This window comes from Pseudomonas sp. LB3P93 (assembly GCF_054898025.1).
In genome coordinates, this window is record NZ_CM142713.1 from 1692546 (window position 1) to 1709502 (window position 16957).

Below are 16957 nucleotides of genomic sequence, written 5' to 3' on the forward strand. Positions count from 1 at the left end.
GCAAGCTCCCTCGCCACAGGTAAAGGTTTATCGCGAATACTTCGCTAGGCCTGCGGAACAAAATTATCCAGCATCCGATTCACCGCCAACTCCCCCAGCATCACCACCTGCTGAATCCCCAGCACGGTATTGCGATGCGAGCCCTCCATCAACCCCGCGAAATTACTCAGCATCACACTCGCCGACGCCAGGGTTTCGCAGGCGTTGACCAGCAGGGTTTCGTCGTTGGTGTCGGGAGCGATGGAATAAATCGTGCTCGGTTGACGCGGTGTGTCTTTGGGAATGACCGGTTTGAGGTAGTAATCGAGGGCGCGGTCGGCGGCTTCGTTGAGCTTTTTGGAATCGGTGGTTTCGTAGGGGGAAACGTCGTCGGTTTCGGGTGGGTTGGGTGTGATTTTGAACATGGTGAAACTCCTACAAGAAATGGAGCCACCAAGACCTGTCGCTAAACAAGTAAGGGTGGCGGCTGCACGCAGGTTAGCGAACCGGGTGTAGGCGCCCGGCAGACCCGAAGGTCTCCCGCGCACAGCCGCCATGACATCAATCGCAGACATGAACAATCTGCAAGAGAGTTTGGAGCGCTGTGAACTGGCCTAATAATTCCGGACACCTCTTAAGGGCGATATGATTTCGCCAATTTGGAGGTTCCATGAACGAAAGAAAGGTCTATTCCCGCGAATTCAAGCATCGTGCAGCCAGCATGGTAATTGACGATAATTGCCCCGTTCCAGATGTCTGCGCGTCTTTAGGTATTGGACCTACCGCCCTGCGGCGGTGGGTCGAGCAGGTTCGCAAGGAGCGCAAAGGGCAACCCGTTCAGGGCACCAAGGCAATTACTGAGGATCAGCGCCAGATTCAGGAATTGAAAGCCAAGATCAAACGCCTGGAACTGGAAGCCGAAATCTTAAAAAAGGCTACCGCTCTCTTGATGTCGGACCCCGATCGTTTTCGATGATCGCGGAGCTAAGAGAGTCATTTCCGACCGCCACCCTGTGTCGCGTTTTCGATGTGAAGCGCAGCAGCTTTTATGAATGGATGCAGCGGCGCGCCAAGCCAAAGATCAGACGCGAAGAACTCAAAGAGAAAGTGGTCGAGTTGCACAGCGAAAGTCGGGAAGCCCTGGGCTCCAGAGCGATCAGCAAAAACCTGAAGGCACTAGATATATCTGCCGGAAGAAGCCTTGTTAGAGCATTGATGAGAGAGGCCAACATTGTCAGTAAACAACGCCAGCCGCACCTATTCAGATCCAAAGGGGTTGAAGCATTCGTCGCACCCAATTTGCTCAAGCGCAATTTCAAACCGACCGCAGTCAATCAGGTCTGGTGTGGCGATGTTACAAGCCTGATGGTGGGTAAACGTTGGGTTCATCTGGCCATCGTGATCGACTTGTATGCACGCCGGGTCATCGGTTGGGCATTCTCTCTGGTCAACGACGCGAACCTGGTCAGCAAGGCGCTACGGATGGCGACAGAGCTTCGTAAATGCCCGTCAGGAGTAATGTTCCATTCGGATCAGGGTTGTCAGTACACCAGTCGCAAGTTTCAAGAAGAGCTGAGACGCCATGACATTTTGCAAAGCATGAGTCGTCGCGGGCAGTGCTGGGACAATGCGCCGACAGAACGCTTTTTCGGCACGCTAAAGTCAGAATGGGTCCCTCGTAACGGCTACAGCACGGTCAAGGAAGCCGAAACTGATATGACGCGTTTCTTCATGTACTACAACCGCACCAGGCTCCACAGCTACAACAACTACCTGTCGCCACTAGCTATGGAGCAAAAAGCGGCATAAGCACCGTAACCGGTGTCCGGATTTACTTGACCAGTTCACTGTTGCGCCTACAAAGGTTCGGGTCGCTAAACCCGATCGCTGATTGTCAGCGACCGAGAAACAATAGAGCCCGCCCCCAAGGCGCACAAGCCGGCGGATTCTGGCGCAGACGTAGGTAACGGCGCAAGGATGTGTAGCCGGAGTCAGTGTCAGGAGATGTCTTTTAAACATCGACGTTTATTTCTCTCTCCAGATTGATGTTTGCGTCCCCTCACTTGCACATGAGTGAAGTGCCAATCTCCGACAAACGGTCGCAAAACCTGTTATTTCTGACAGTAGCCAGTGTTCCCTGCGAGGCATTAAATAAGACCAACCGTTCACGGCATGTTTTACATCGACATGTACCGAACCGTCAGGCCTAGGCATCTGTAAGGGAATACACGTTATGACTGCCCCCGAAACGCCCACCGATCAGCAAGGTCCTCGGAACATACCGAATGCGGACCTTGAAGCGCCGAAGGTTCCGATGGTGCTGGATCCGGATGACCCTGACGGATTGTTGCCACTCCGGGTATTGGGGCAGGATCTGGAAGTTACGTTCATGGGGTGGGACTTCACTGTCGTTCCGAATCGTACCGATCTGGTTGAGTTGGGCTTCACGCCTTTCGGTTCTGCTTTCGTCAAAGTCAATGAGCGTCTATATCCATCCCAGGTCCCCGTTCCACTGCCACAAACCCTCACGGTTCCAAAAGACCTGTTGGGCCAAGGGGCTTACGTGGTGTCGATCCGGGTTTCTCCCAGCCAGCAGCACCCTACAGAGTCGCCTAGAAAAAAAATCACCATCGACACCACCAAACCCAACTTTGGCAATACACCCGACCCGGTGAGATTTCCCCCAGAGTTGAACGGTACTCTCACGGAAGCCTATCTGACCCAGCACGGACAGGTCGTTGTTGATGTGCCGTTTTACACCGATGTCAAAGCCGGTGATCGCGCGGTTTACTTCTGGACGGACAAGGACACCCCTCCCGACAGTGAAACTGAAATTCGTGAGCAGGAGTTCAGCGAGCAGGACATCATCGACGGGCGCCTTCTGATTACGGTATATGCCGATGAGATCCGCCCATGGCGCTCCGGTAAACGCTTCATGTACTACCGCCTCAGAGATCGGGCCGGGAACACAGGACCTAACGCCAGGTTGGCGGACATCCTCGTAGATCTGACGCCATTGCCAGGCGTACTTCCCGCCCCCAGAGTGCCTTTGCCCCGGGATCTGCTTGATCGCCAGCAGGCACGTGAGGGGGGGCTGGTGGAAATCGACGAGTACGAGTTCGCGGATGCTGCACACCGGATCGCGATCGATTGGGACGGAACGCCGCTGGTTGAGATTCCGGTCGATCCAACGGATTTTCCCTTGAAGGCGACCGTCCCATGGACTGCCTTGCAGGCGCGGGGAAATGGGCCGACTCGGCCGTTGGTGAGCTATCGGGTCCGCCATGTTGATGGCACTTATACGCCGCCGTCTCCTGCGATCTCGGTGGCCCTCGATTTGACAATTGCAGGGCCTGACCATGCCAATGCCCCGGCATTGCTCAACCAAACACTGGCCAAGCTGGAAATTCGCGGCCAGAGGTCTGACCTCCCCAACAAACTGTTGGGGATCGACTTCGGTTTACCGGCAAAAGCACTGCTGGCGCTGTATGACGACCCTGAGCCTTTAGAAGAGATTGATATCTACTGGGGACAGATCACCACGCCCGTTGCCAGTTACGTAGTTCAGGCAGGTGATGTCCCTGGCAAGCCTGTCGAGTTTGAAATCCTTTGGGAATACATCGAACCAGAACTGCAAAATCCAAGATTGCAGGTCTATTACATCACCCGCAATGGCGTGAATGATCAGCACTCCCGAAAGACTGAGGTTGAGGTGTCCATTGTGGTCATCGACAACCTCAAAGAACCGACATTCCCTCATGCCGGAAAACACGTAGTCCTGCATTGCTGTTCCACGCCCCGGTTGTGGGAAGGCGTCACCGTGCACATACCGGCACATCCCGGTTTCGCCCCGATGGATGAGGTCATCGTGTATTGGCAGGGATGCAAGGGCGTGAACGGTACCGATCCGATAGCGGGAGCTTACGCAGAGTTGCCAAAGACGCTTGATCCAGTTGATACGACTGAAGGTTTTGATGTGGTCATCACAGATTATGAAGCGCTGATTGCACCCATGGTGGATAACGGTTCGGCACTTGTTTATTACGTCCTGAACAAGCAGAACGGTGGCAGAGGAACGTCACGTTCTGAGTTTGTCATCATTAATAGAACCATGCCGAGTGGGGAGATCTGCTCACCCACTAATGAGGTTGATTGTTCAGCGGTTTTGTGGGGCGAGTAAGTTGTAAAGCTTTAAAAGAGTGTGGTTTTCGTGAGGACAAATGAAAGTTTTGATTCGTGAGTTTTTACGTCTCGAGAAAACCTGCATGGCAGCGCTGCATTTAATTAATTTGGAGAATAAGACATGACTGCTTATAAGCGATTTACCGATGATGATCCGGGTAGGGCTGCGATGAAAGCCGCTCGTCTTGCCAGGTCCACGCGTGTTGCAAAGCCGCCGGAGCTACAAGGGCTTTTACCGCCCGTTGTAGGAGATGATCCAAACAAGCTGCCGAAGGCTCTTCAGGGGGGGGATAACGATGTCACGATTGAAGAAGTCTTGGTCCTTGATCCGCCGGCGCCGGATGGTCGCCAGGTGCAACTTCAATTGTTGTGGAAAGGCGTGCCTGTAGGCGTTCCACTCATGGCAAGGACGCCCATTACTACTACGCAGACATTAGTATTGCCCGGTTCTGCAACTATCAGTGAAGGTGTATTTCCACTGAGTTATAGGTTGATCTATGCTGGTCTGCCCTACGACTATGAGTCACCCGTTTCCATTTATATAGACAAGGAAGCACCTAACAAGAATGTCGCAGGGGCGGAGGTAGAACTTCCAGCGGAGTACGCTGATCTCCGTATTACCAAGGAACGCCTGGAAATCGACCCTGTAATAGCATTGACCATCCCTCTGCATTCTGATCGTAGAACGGGAGATCTTGTAGATGTCTTTATGGGGGCCAGTGAACCGGGAACCTATATCGATACCTATGAGGCGCCTGATGATTCCGACTCGGTCATGACAGTGGACCTGACAAAAGCTCAGGTTGAAAATGGTCGTGAAGGCAAGCGAATCATTTATTACAAATGGAGGGATCGCGTCGGTAATGAAGGGCCAAGTTCCCATGAACTTGAGGTTACTGTCGAACTCACGGCGGCACCTGGCAATCTGAAGCCGTTAGAGGTGCCCGAGGCTCCTGATCCGGACAATCTCATCACTATCAGGGATGCCTTCCCTGATGTGGGTGTGCTGATCAAGGCCTACGACAATATTGGCCCTATGGATGAAGTCGCCTTGATATGGGATGGCATTGCACAGGCGCGCAAGCGCTCCGTCGATGGTTTTCCGATGATTTTCGATGTTCCGTATGAACACGTTAAACGCAACGGCCTCGGGCCAAGACCTGTCACAGTGACGTACTCAGTATGGCGCGGTGATCAGCAGTACGAAGAAACAACAGCGGTTCCGGTTAATGTCGATCTCCGACGTCCCGGTACACCACCACCTGATCCGGAAGATCCGGATATCGGTAACCCTAATTTGGCTCCTGTAACCGTTCAAGCAGCGAACACGACCGATCCTAACAAATTTGAATTGATTGACGCGGGGGAGGACGGTACAGCAAGCACAGTTATTGATGACGTGCGTAATGATGGTGATATCTATCAGTTGTATTGGAAAAACATAGCTGTTCCCGCTCCGGGTGGACAATACGTAGTCGATGGTACTGAAAGTGACGGTGATCCGATTACGTTTAGCATTCTGGGAGCCTTTATTACTGCACGAGGCAACGGACCAGAGATTCCCGTCCATTACACCATTACGAATCCAAGCCTTCCTGACGAAAACCCCAATCCATCGCTGCGTCAACCCGTCAGTGTTTACGTCATAGACGTGACACTTCCTGAGCCAAAGATCAATTACTTGTCAACTGTTGGAGGTGATGAGTATTTGAATTGTTTTTCTTTGAGAAATATTTCTAACGTCGGATGGGCGGCTGTAGTGGACGTCAGAGGGGGGGCGCCTCTGGAATCAGGCATGGAGTTGGAGTTTATTTGGGAGGGGACCACCTATGACGGGACTGGGCCTATACCGTTGCCTGACTATAAATTTCCTAAAACCCTGTCGGGCAATGAGCATATAGACGGCTTCACAGTGTACTTGCCTTATGAAGGAGCACTGAAGCCGATTAAAGACGGTGATGGAAAAATTAGATATGAAGTCACCATAGATAGTCGTTTGGAAGCTTCGGACAAACATGAAGTAGCAGTGGTAGTGCGCGATGGGGCGGGAGGGGAATGTCCTCTACCTTAACGTACGGCAAACTTGCAGATTAAAAAAGGAAGATGGATGTCTTCCTTTTTTTATACCAGGTTTTTTTTGCTTCTGAAGCGTGAATGGCCGTCGGCAGTTAGGTTTTTTGAAACAACGGGCGACGATAAATCACGTCAATTTAGGATTTCCCCTACATAAAAGGTGGAAAACAGACACTAAGCTGCGCGCCCTGCTTGTATGTTTTTACGAAGGCTACGGGCCCCTCATTAAGTTTATGGAGTAGATCTTATGAAGCGCTTTTATTCTTTCGCCACTTCAATTCCGCCTGCTCGGTTCATGAAGGCGTTGATGCTCTCCCCCGCGTTACTTATTAGTCCCGCATCAATGGCATTGACAACCGTAGGCCCTGGTCAAAACCTCAGTATCGATAGCTCTACCTCTGTCGACAATTACTTGGTGGATGGTGGTGGCGTCCTGAATGCCACTAACGCGCAAACCTTTGAAGTTTTCGTTCAATCCGGCTCAACGCTCAACGCTGTTGGCGGCACTTTTTCCGGGCGCAATGGCAATAGCGGGATTAACGTGACCAACAGCCAAACAACCCTGACTGGCGCGACGGTGACCAGTGAGGGGGCTGCCCTGTGGCTAACCCGCCAAGGAGGCACGACCACGGGATCTACGGGGGTAGTCAACGACAGTATTATTCGTGGTGGGACAGCGGGTGTGCTGATTACAGGGTTGAGTACGCTTGAACTGAATGGCGGTGAAGTCACGGGAACCCTGTCGGACAGCGTCGGCATTGACTATTACGGTGGAGAGGTTCGCGCGACCGGCACCACAATCAGTGGGGGTGAAAATGGGGCGCGGATGACTACAGATGGAGCCGGGCTAGGCAGTACTCGCTTGTTGTTGAGTGGCGCCAGCCTTGAAGGGCGAGCGGGCTCAGCCATCCTGGTCGAAGGTGGTGTAGAGGCGAATGTCGAGGTTTTGAACAATTCGCAGCTGCTTGCCGGTAATGGCACGCTGCTTGATGTTCAGGGCGCTTCCACGGTCGACATGACCGTCGCCAACAGCACTCTGCAAGGCAACATCAACATCGATGGCAGCAGCACAGCCAACCTCATCTTCGATCAGGGTCGTTTCACCGGCAATGTGGTGCTGGCCGATGACGCCTCCTCAGCCAGGGTCACCCTGCAAAACAATTCACAGTTCACCGGCAGCCTCGATAAAGTCGACGGCGTGACCATCAACAGCGGTTCGAACTGGACCCTGACCCGTGACAACGACACCGTCGGCGCACTGGCCATGAATGGCGGCACTGTCAGCTTCGGTGCAGCCGATGCCCCGGACACGTTCTACCAGCTAAACATCGGGACGCTCACGGGCGAGATCGGCACCAATGTATTTGTGATGAAGGGCAATTTTGCCACCGGCTATCACGACTTCCTGAATGTTGCCGGCGTGGCCGCAGGCAAATTCGGTCTGCTGGTTGCGGCCTCCGGGCTGGATGCCGTGTCGCCGGGGACATTGACTCTGGTGCACACAGGAGCAGGTAATGCGCAATTCGCGCTGGTCGGTGGCAGGGTGGATCTGGGGGCCTGGTCCTATTCGCTGGAAAGCACAAAGAATGGAGAGGCCACCGACTGGTATCTGGACCCTGCTACCCAAACGGTCAGCCCGGGTGCGCGTTCGGTATTGGCGCTGTTCAATACACCGATAACGGCCTCCGAAGGCGAAAATGCATCGCTGCGCAGCCGCATGGGCGAACTGCGATTCAACGGCGGCCAGTCGGGTGCCTGGGTGCGTACTTACGGCAGCCAATACAATGTGGCCGCCGGCTCGGGCGTGGCCTATCAGCAAAACCAGCAAGGTTTTTCCCTGGGGGCGGACGCGAGACTGGGTGCCAGCCAGTGGTTGATGGGCCTGATGGCGGGGTACAGCAAGTCCGATCTGAATCTTGATCACGGCACCTCCGGGACCGTCGACAGCTACTATTTCGGGCCCTACGTAACATGGCTCGACGCAACCTTCGGTTACTACTTCGATGCCGCGCTCAAGTTCAACCACTTCCGCAACGAGTCAAAAGTCGGCCTGAGCGACGGTTCCCGCGCCGAAGGCGACTACGACAACTCCGGCCTCGGCGGCTGGGCTGAATTCGGTCGGCACATCAAGGTCGGCAAAGGATTCTTCTTCGAACCGTTCGCCCGATTCTCGTCTGTCGTGATCCAGGGCAAACACTACAACCTGGACAACGGCATGGACGCCGACGGCGATCAAGCCCGCTCGATGCAGGGCAAGATCGGCAGCACCTTCGGGCGTGATTTCGACTTTGGCAACGGCAAGGTCATACAGCCTTATATCAGTGCCGCGGCGGGTTATGAGTTCGCCAAAAACAACGAAGTGCAGGTGAACAACAACGTGTTCAACAACGACCTGTCGGGCCGCCGTACCGAATTCGGGGCGGGGATGGCGGTGGCTTTCTCCGAGGGGCTGCAGGGGCATGTTGATTTTAATTATGAGAAGGGCGAGCACATTGAGATGCCTTGGAGGATTAACTTTGGGCTGCGGTATAACTGGTAAGGGAGTGTTGGTCTTTTAAAACTGGAACGCCGCTTCTCCTTTGGGGGAAGCGGCGTTTTTTTATCAGACCGAAAAATATCCGTTATACATAGTGCGAACCGTTAAGCCCTTCTGATACCAAAACCATCAGCTGTACCGCCAGTGTTGCCTATAACTGGACGAGTTTCCGTTTGGCCTGTCGCAGGGTAGATAACCACTCCCTTGAGCCAGCCACCAGAATCTGATGTCCAGCACCACCTCTCGATGGTGCGAACACCGCCGTAATTGCGCATGAAGGCTGCCCACTCTGCCAGTGAGGGAATTCGACCGCGCATGCTGGCAGCCGTACTGCTGCAAACGCCGTAAGTATTAAAGTGGCCTGTGCCAAATAGATGAGTGTGGTGTTGAAGGTGTATCTCACGGTCTCAAGTTCCGCCATGCTCAGAACGCGTCCTTATTGTCCTGCTTCGGTAATGTTATGTAGCCAATGCTCCCGTCCCGAAGTTCGATTGTTTTAATCGGGCTGGCTTTACCGCTCAAGGTCACCGTTTTGTAATAGGTGGTACCGCCGTTGTCGACAGTGCCACGGATGTCAGTCACCAGTGAAATGGTCGGTGTGACCGCTTGTGCGACCACGAAGCTTCGCGGCGGGCTCAGCTCCGGGTCGATCTCATATAAGGCTTTGGCGACGAGGGTGTAGGTCTTGACCGTCAGGTTAGTGAGTCGGTGGCTCCACAAGCCTTTGTCGCTGACATTGAACGTGACGGGCGCGCTCCCTCCCGACAGCTCAACCTTTTCATTCGGTTGGCGCGGCCCTCGACCAACACGTTGGCTAATGCTGATCAGTTAAGCCATAACGCGATCCGTAGCCGCTGGCGAAGCCTGCGTTCGGCTGCGCAGCAGTCGTGAAACCTGAGTTTGCGGTCTTCCTGAAACACCACATCGTCTGATTTCACGACTGCTGCGCAGCCGAACGCAGGCTTCGCCAGCGGCTACAAAAACTGCATTGCCGCGCAAATTTCTTAACTGACCGGCATTAGCCTGGGTTGGCCGTTTCTTGTTTTACGCAACGCAAGCAAGTTCGCCCCACATCAAAACCGGCGCCGTACACCGATATTGTGATCAACACAGTCCAAATGTAGGAGCGAGCCTGCTCGCGATGAACGATGACGCGGTTTAACTGGCTAGCTTCGGATCAACGTTATCCAGCACCCGATTCGCCGCAATCTCCGCCACCATGATGCTGTTGGAAATACCCAAAAGCGCATAACGCGACTCACCCTCCAGATGATCCACCAACTGATGCACCATCACATCCACCGAGGCCAGCGTCTCGACCAGATAAACCGCCAGGGTTTCGGTCGTGGCCTGCGGGTCCACTGAAAACAGGGCGCTGCGTGTGCGCGGAGTGGCTTTGATGTCGGCATTCGACGGGAAGTGGAAGTCGAGCGCCCGCTCGGCGGCGTCGTTTAGTTTTTTGGAATCGGCGGTTTCGTACGGGGAAACGTCGTCCGCTTCTGGTGGATTTGGTGTTGGTTTGAACACAGATGAAACTCCTCGTGCTACCAAAAAAGGAGCCATCACCCTCGCTACCAAACGAATGGGTGGCGGCCATGCGCAGGTTGGTAGACCGGGCACAAGGAAACCGGCGCGTCAGAAGACGCCCTGTGCATGACCACCATAAAAGCTGAGACGAAAAGACGCCTCAATTGATGGTGCGTTGCACTCTTGTGAAAATCCGGGCTACCAAACCCCATCGCTGTTCTTCAGCGACGGGGTAACGATAAAACCCAGGCCCAAGGCGCACAAGCCGGCGGATTCTGGCGCAGTCGTAGGCAACGGCGCAAGGATGTGTAGCCTGAGAGAGTGTCTGGAGATGTCCGTTAAACATCTCCGTTTAATTCTACAATTCAGATCAGTCAAGAAGGCAATAACGCGCAAATAGATCCGTAAATAGATCTGCCCCCTTAACTCGTCCCCTTAACTCACGAACAAATAAATCTGTCCCGAATGGCACTTACTTAACATGTTTTGGGTGCCCGTTTTTTCTGACATCTGCCCTTGCTGACCGACGTGGTTTGGTCAGCAAGGGGTAGGCTTGAGGTCTTCGTTTTATGGCTCGCGGCTCGATACGACCAGGCCGATTCCCGACGCGCCTCTGAGCAATCAGCATCAATAAATTCGACAGGCCATCCTCGTCTTCGGGGCTGCCATATTGTCGCAACGCCAGCCATAGCTGAAGACTGTGTTTGAAGCTCAGTTCGCGAGGTAAACAGTCCGCTAACAGCGCCGATTGCGCCATCAGCATTCGGATCAGATTGTGTGCCAACAGGTAGACCCACAACTCCTTGACTGCCATGCCTGGGGTTTTGCAGCTTAACTTTCCAAGCCCCAGCGTAGCTTTGAGATTGCGCAGATCCAGTTCAACATGCCATCGACCCTTGTACAGCGATTTCAGGGCTGTTTTAGGTGTCTGCTTTGGGCAATGCAACGTGGTGACCAAAGTTTTCCCACCCGCCTTCAACTCTCGCACGGTCAGTCTTTCAGGCGCCTTTTCGTAATGCGTTTGACTCATCCACAGCGGTCTTCTTGCAGGCTTTTTCAATTCGATCAGGTGATCTTCCGAACCGAGACTCTGCCCTAGGCGAAAGTCCGTGCTGCGCCGTCGAGCACCGTATTGTTCGAACACGCCATCGATACCTCTTCGTTGCAACTCGCACAGCAAGAAATAGGTAGCGTAGTAAGCGTCGCCTAACAAAATGTCACCTGTTTTCAACGTGTCGAGCATTGATCTGAGCAGCGTCTGTTCATCGCCGCCCTTGCCTCGGAAACGCCCAAGGGCAGCATCTAAAACGGCGCCGCTGGAGAGGCAGACGATGCCCACCACTCGACACAACGGAAAACCAAGACCGACTTTCTGGCCGCGAGATTGCGGATAGGCGCCCTGATTGGCCGCTGTGTCGGGCATGCTGACCGTCGTGCCATCCACCAGCCGCACAGGCCGTCCCATCCAGCGCCACGACGAGGGTGCGTTATCACTTATTGAAGCACCGGTGTGCCTGACCAGCGTGGAAACCATTTCCACAGGCAGGCGTTTTCTGGCTTTGCAGTAGGCGCCCGTGCGAGTGCTATTGGGCTTCATGCCGCCACATGACCGTTTAATCGACAGGTCGTTCACGGCGTTCTGGCAGGAGCGGTCGGCGCTCATTGCTTGAGCCAGGAACATAGACAACGTTTCAGTTGGCGGAAACAGGCGTTCCCGATGTTCTGGCAGTGCAGACTCGACGAGTTGTAAGAGATCGGGAGACGTGAGGAGATTGAAAAACGCATAGGCATCGCAGTCCAACGCGTGTCGATGAAAACGTTGCTGTTGATGCTGAAGAATTTCACGTCTACGATCCATTTGGGGCTGTGTCCTTGGTTTGTCGGGGTGTGTTCGCAACTATCACCGTAGACCAAGACCAGCCCTTCTTCATTTTTTGCTTTCAGCTCAAGTGGTTAGCTGTTAAGTAAGTGCCATTCAAATCTGTCCCCTTAACTCGCCCTTAACTCGTTTACTCCATCCACATCCCCTGACGGGACATGGATGAGGTGGATTAACGTTTTTTCGTACTAACTCGTCGCACTATGTCGAGGTTGCCTATTATCTGGCAATGGCGATCCCGGGGAGCGGTGGGCTATTCCAAACCGCCCCTTCGGGATAGAAGGCTGGTATGTCATTCGGGTAATAGTTGATCCCATGGCCTGCTAGAGGTTGGGGATTTGACATGGGGTAGCCCCCAATGTATGCGGTCTCTCCTTTGCCCGGGCGGTATTTGACGGATAATAGATTGGTGTGCAAGACCACTTGGTGGGTGAGGATTACTGATCCGCCGATTGATTGGACCCAGTTGTAGTATGGTCGCGGGGTCATGTATGTGGGGTTGTATGCGTACGTCAATACGTTTGATGCTATGACGGGGTATTCCTTTGTTTGATGTTTGTCGGTTACATAAATCGTGGCCTGTCCATTCCCTTCGCTACGTACCCGGCCATTACTATCGACTGATGCGATGTTTGGGTGGGAGGATCTATAGGTGTAGGGGGGGGAACCGCCGGTAGGAACGCGGGCGTCGGCGGTGCCGGTTGGGTCATTTCCGGTGAGGGCCCAATCGAGTCCCGAACGAGCGATCGAAATGTTGAAGCCGTTAAGAACCATCGGTGTCAGGTCCAGCATCATTTCCGTCACTACAGTCAAAGTCCGTGGCGGGGTGGAGATCTGACCACTGCCATACAACGCTTTGGCGGTGAAGCTGTGGGCTGCCACAGTTAACCCCGACACCAGCAAGGTCCAGATTCCCGTGATCAGATCCGCAATCGGTTGGCCTTTTGAAACAGCACCATCGAGCACATCGACTTTCTGACCTTTGCTGGCCGTGCCGGTCAACATGATGCTGGTTTCGGTAGTCGTACCGTTATCGGGGATTTCGACCCCGCTAGGCGAGCCTTTGACCGAGGAAATGCTCGGTTTGACCGCCGCCGTTACGGTGAAGGTTCGCGGCGCTGATACCTCGCCCGACCCGTACAGCGCCTTGGCGGTGAAGCTGTGGGCTGCCAGGCTCAGTGCCGTCACCAGAAGCGTCCAGATCCCCGTCGTCAGGTCGGCGGTGGCCTGGCCTTTGGAGACAGCGCCATCGAGCACATCGACTTTCTGACCTTTGCTGGCCGTGCCGGTCAGCGTGATGCTGGTTTCGGTAGTCGTGCCGTTATCGGGGATTTCGACCCCGCTCGGCGAGCCTTTGACCGAGGAAATGGTCGGTGCAACCACCGCCGTCACGGTCAAGGTTCGCGGCGAGGATACCTCGCCCGACCCGTACAGCGCCTTGGCGGTGAAGCTGTGGGCTGCCAGGCTCAGTGCCGTCACCAGAAGCGTCCAGATCCCCGTCGTCAAGTCGGCGGTGGCCTGGCCTTTGGAGACAGCGCCATCGAGCACATCGACTTTCTGACCTTTGCTGGCCGTGCCGGTCAACATGATGCTGGTTTCGGTAGTCGTACCGTTATCGGGGATTTCGACCCCGCTAGGCGAGCCTTTGACCGAGGAAATGCTCGGTTTGACCGCCGCCGTTACGGTGAAGGTTCGCGGCGCTGATACCTCGCCCGACCCGTACAGCGCCTTGGCGGTGAAGCTGTGGGCTGCCAGGCTCAGTGCCGTCACCAGAAGCGTCCAGATCCCCGTCGTCAGGTCGGCGGTGGCCTGGCCTTTGGAGACAGCGCCATCGAGCACATCGACTTTCTGACCTTTGCTGGCCGTGCCGGTCAACATGATGCTGGTTTCGGTAGTCGTGCCGTTATCGGGGATTTCGACCCCGCTCGGCGAGCCTTTGACCGAGGAAATGGTCGGTGCAACCACCGCCGTCACGGTCAAGGTTCGCGGCGAGGATACCTCGCCCGACCCGTACAGCGCCTTGGCGGTGAAGCTGTGGGCTGCCAGGCTCAGTGCCGTCACCAGAAGCGTCCAGATCCCCGTCGTCAAGTCGGCGGTGGCCTGGCCTTTGGAGACAGCGCCATCGAGCACATCGACTTTCTGACCTTTGCTGGCCGTGCCGGTCAACATGATGCTGGTTTCGGTAGTCGTACCGTTATCGGGGATTTCGACCCCGCTAGGCGAGCCTTTGACCGAGGAAATGCTCGGTTTGACCGCCGCCGTTACGGTGAAGGTTCGCGGCGCTGATACCTCGCCCGACCCGTACAGCGCCTTGGCGGTGAAGCTGTGGGCTGCCAGGCTCAGTGCCGTCACCAGAAGCGTCCAGATCCCCGTCGTCAGGTCGGCGGTGGCCTGGCCTTTGGAGACAGCGCCATCGAGCACATCGACTTTCTGACCTTTGCTGGCCGTGCCGGTCAACATGATGCTGGTTTCGGTAGTCGTGCCGTTATCGGGGATTTCGACCCCGCTCGGCGAGCCTTTGACCGAGGAAATGGTCGGTGCGACCAATGCTGCGACCAGCAAATCCAACGTAACCGAATAACTCCACAACCCCGTAGCCGCCCGCTTCACGGTGTAACGCACCTTGACGTACTTGCCGATGTTGGCCGTAACGAACTCGGCCGCCACCCTGAACGTCACCGGTTTGCCGGCGGTCACGGTGGTGATCGGCACCCAGTTGCTGGTGCTGCCAAAAGGCCCGTTGCCGCTCCAGTAACAGGTCAGAATGTCGCCCGGGAGCATGCCGAGGTAATCGACCCTGACATTCACGTTATGGAAAACCTTCGAAGGATCGAGCACGTCCGGTGGATCGGCTTCCACGACGACGGGTACCGGCAGCGTGGCACGCAGTTGTTCGACCTTGAGCAGCAAACGCTCCGATTCGCTGACGCCGTAAAGCGCAGCGTCGTCGTTGGTGACACGGTAAGACAAGTCCAGCGAGCCCTTGTCCAGTACAGCGATGTGTCGACCGTCGATGTAGAACATCACGAGTTTGTCGGCGGCCTCTCCTGCGCTGACGGTGTGTTGCTCTTCGTGCGGATACGCCTGACCGTTGGCCTGGGTGCCCAGCCAGATCAGGTTGATGTAGTCACCACTTGCAATGCCGGGATAACTGATGCGCACCGCTGCATATTCGTTGTCGGGTTCCAGCGTGTCGCCCACCACTTGCTCAACGATGGGTTCGGGGAGCATCGACACATCGCCAATGACATCCGCGAAGGCACGCTTGGACGACAGGGGCGGGGAGTTGTCTTTCTTGATCAACACATAAGACGCGTCGGCCAACCCCATGGCGATGGCGCGGACCTCGGTGTAGGGCACCTTGAATTCGAGGATGTGCGGGATGCTTTCCACGGGGCGCGATTGCGTGTAGATCAACGGCTTGCCAACAGGGGGCGTGCCGATCCAGGTCATCTTCACCGTGTCGCCGACAGCGAAATCGTCACCGACAATCTTGACCTTGACGGTGACGTCTTCTTTGTTCAAATCCTTGAGGGTGATGATTCCGTTGACGGCATCATTGATGATCGGCGATTCCAGGCGCCAGGCACCGGCATCGACCAGCACGCTCGTGCTTTTTGAGTGCTTGTCGGCCCAGTTCCACACCTGGTCGTGAGGAAAGTATCGAACCGTCAACGCAGCGCTGTCGCCGCCGGCGAGAATGGCGTCCTGATCCACCAGGATGATGATGGGTTCTTCGCCAGCGGCTTGTTGCGCGGTGACGGTGTGGGGGATTCTGACGCTGCCCCAGAGCAGGATGATAACGTCGTGCAGGTGGATTCCGGGGTAGAAGGGGATCGTGACAGGAACACCGTTTGCGGCCCACACCGCATCGATACCGTTGGCGATCACATCGTCGGGCAGTAGCGCTATGTGCAGTTCGGAGTGCCAGTCATATTGAGGTTCCTTGTCACGCCCCCCCGGCCTGTCGAGCTTCACCAGCACCCGCAACGCCGCAGACGGGTCGTCCGGCACGGTCTCGCCCTGGCGAGTGAGCACGTAGTAAGCCGCTTCCACCCAGCCGGGAACCATGAGCGCGACAGACAGAAAAAAGAACAGGAAGTCACTGTCGACTTCCTCTGGCTGGACCACTTTGTGGAAGATCTTTTCGCCTTCCCAGTACACATCAATCTGATCGCCCGCCTGCACCGGAGGGCTGTATTTATTAATGGCGCACAACACACCGTCCGGATGGTCCTCCACCACACTGAGGTTGATGCCGGCGTCACCGTCCACAATTGGCTCGACCGCGCCGGCAATCAGCAGCGGTCTGTTCTGCAGCGGGGCGATGACAGACGCTGAAGGACGAAACAGGAACAGACCCGAAGCGGCCATCAAAAACTCCTTGGCGAAGGTTCGCCACTGGGGAAGGGGGACAGTTGATGGAGTGATTGGGCACGATGAAAGGCGCGCTGGCTACTGTCAGAAATAACAGGTGGGCGGGGGTTTTCGACAAACGGTAGGCGGAAAAATGACCTGAGTTGGCTAATGCCGATCAGTTAAGCAATTTCCGGGATAACGTAATTTCTGTAGCAGCTGGTGAAGCCTGCGTTCGGCTGCGGAGCAGTCGCAAAACCATGCCTTGCGGTGTATCAGGTAAACCGCATGATCTGTGTTTACGACTGCTCCGCAGCCGAACGCAGGCTTCGCCAGCTGCTATGTATGGACTCGCCCCCACTGTCTACCCGCTTTTGAAAAACCGCCGCCCCGTTGCATCTATGTATTAGGCCTATTCGAGGAAG

10 protein-coding genes are annotated in these 16957 nt (G+C 55.3%); 5 read left to right on the forward strand and 5 right to left on the reverse strand.

Translation table 11 applies throughout. The features are described 5' to 3' along the window. Positions 1–44: 44 nt before the first annotated feature. Positions 45–404 carry a DUF6124 family protein gene (locus ACYZT8_RS07495; protein WP_461980184.1) on the reverse strand — a complete coding sequence of 120 codons (360 nt, stop codon included), beginning with the start codon at positions 402–404 and terminating at the stop codon, positions 45–47. Positions 405–649: 245 nt separating this feature from the next. On the opposite strand from ACYZT8_RS07495, the gene ACYZT8_RS07500 reads away from it, so the two are divergent. From ACYZT8_RS07500 to ACYZT8_RS07520, 5 genes are all read left to right on the forward strand, one after another. Further along, positions 650–955, forward strand: coding sequence for a transposase (locus tag ACYZT8_RS07500; RefSeq protein WP_461973777.1), 306 nt, complete (start codon positions 650–652; stop codon positions 953–955). Next, on the forward strand, positions 952–1788 hold the full coding sequence (locus ACYZT8_RS07505) for an IS3 family transposase (RefSeq protein ID WP_461973779.1): 837 nt from the start codon (positions 952–954) through the stop codon (positions 1786–1788). The genes ACYZT8_RS07500 and ACYZT8_RS07505 overlap by 4 nt, the downstream gene beginning before the upstream one ends. 424 nt (positions 1789–2212) lie before the next feature. Next, positions 2213–4159: a hypothetical protein gene (locus ACYZT8_RS07510; protein ID WP_461980185.1), complete on the forward strand. Its 1947-nt coding sequence runs from the start codon at positions 2213–2215 to the stop codon at positions 4157–4159. A 123-nt stretch (positions 4160–4282) separates the two neighbouring features. Beyond that, on the forward strand, positions 4283–6232 hold the full coding sequence (locus ACYZT8_RS07515; RefSeq protein ID WP_461980186.1) for a hypothetical protein: 1950 nt from the start codon (positions 4283–4285) through the stop codon (positions 6230–6232). Positions 6233–6481: 249 nt separating this feature from the next. Next, positions 6482–8773 (forward strand): autotransporter outer membrane beta-barrel domain-containing protein, encoded by a 2292-nt coding sequence (locus tag ACYZT8_RS07520; protein ID WP_461980187.1) that lies wholly within the window; start codon positions 6482–6484, stop codon positions 8771–8773. A gap of 420 nt (positions 8774–9193) precedes the next feature. Here ACYZT8_RS07520 and ACYZT8_RS07525 read toward each other — a convergent pair whose 3' ends face one another. The 4 genes from ACYZT8_RS07525 to ACYZT8_RS07540 all read right to left on the reverse strand — a co-directional run bounded on the left by ACYZT8_RS07525 (position 9194) and on the right by ACYZT8_RS07540 (position 16550). Continuing rightward, positions 9194–9490 (reverse strand): hypothetical protein, encoded by a 297-nt coding sequence (locus ACYZT8_RS07525; RefSeq protein ID WP_461980188.1) that lies wholly within the window; start codon positions 9488–9490, stop codon positions 9194–9196. Positions 9491–9928: 438 nt separating this feature from the next. Beyond that, positions 9929–10297, reverse strand: a complete 369-nt coding sequence (locus ACYZT8_RS07530) for a DUF6124 family protein (protein ID WP_461980189.1) — start codon at positions 10295–10297, stop codon at positions 9929–9931. A gap of 472 nt (positions 10298–10769) precedes the next feature. Next, a complete protein-coding gene (locus ACYZT8_RS07535) occupies positions 10770–12155 on the reverse strand; it encodes an IS4 family transposase (RefSeq protein WP_461977426.1) in 1386 nt (461 codons plus the stop codon). 240 nt (positions 12156–12395) lie between these two features. Continuing rightward, on the reverse strand, positions 12396–16550 hold the full coding sequence (locus ACYZT8_RS07540) for a hypothetical protein (protein ID WP_461980190.1): 4155 nt from the start codon (positions 16548–16550) through the stop codon (positions 12396–12398). Positions 16551–16957 lie beyond the last annotated feature (407 nt).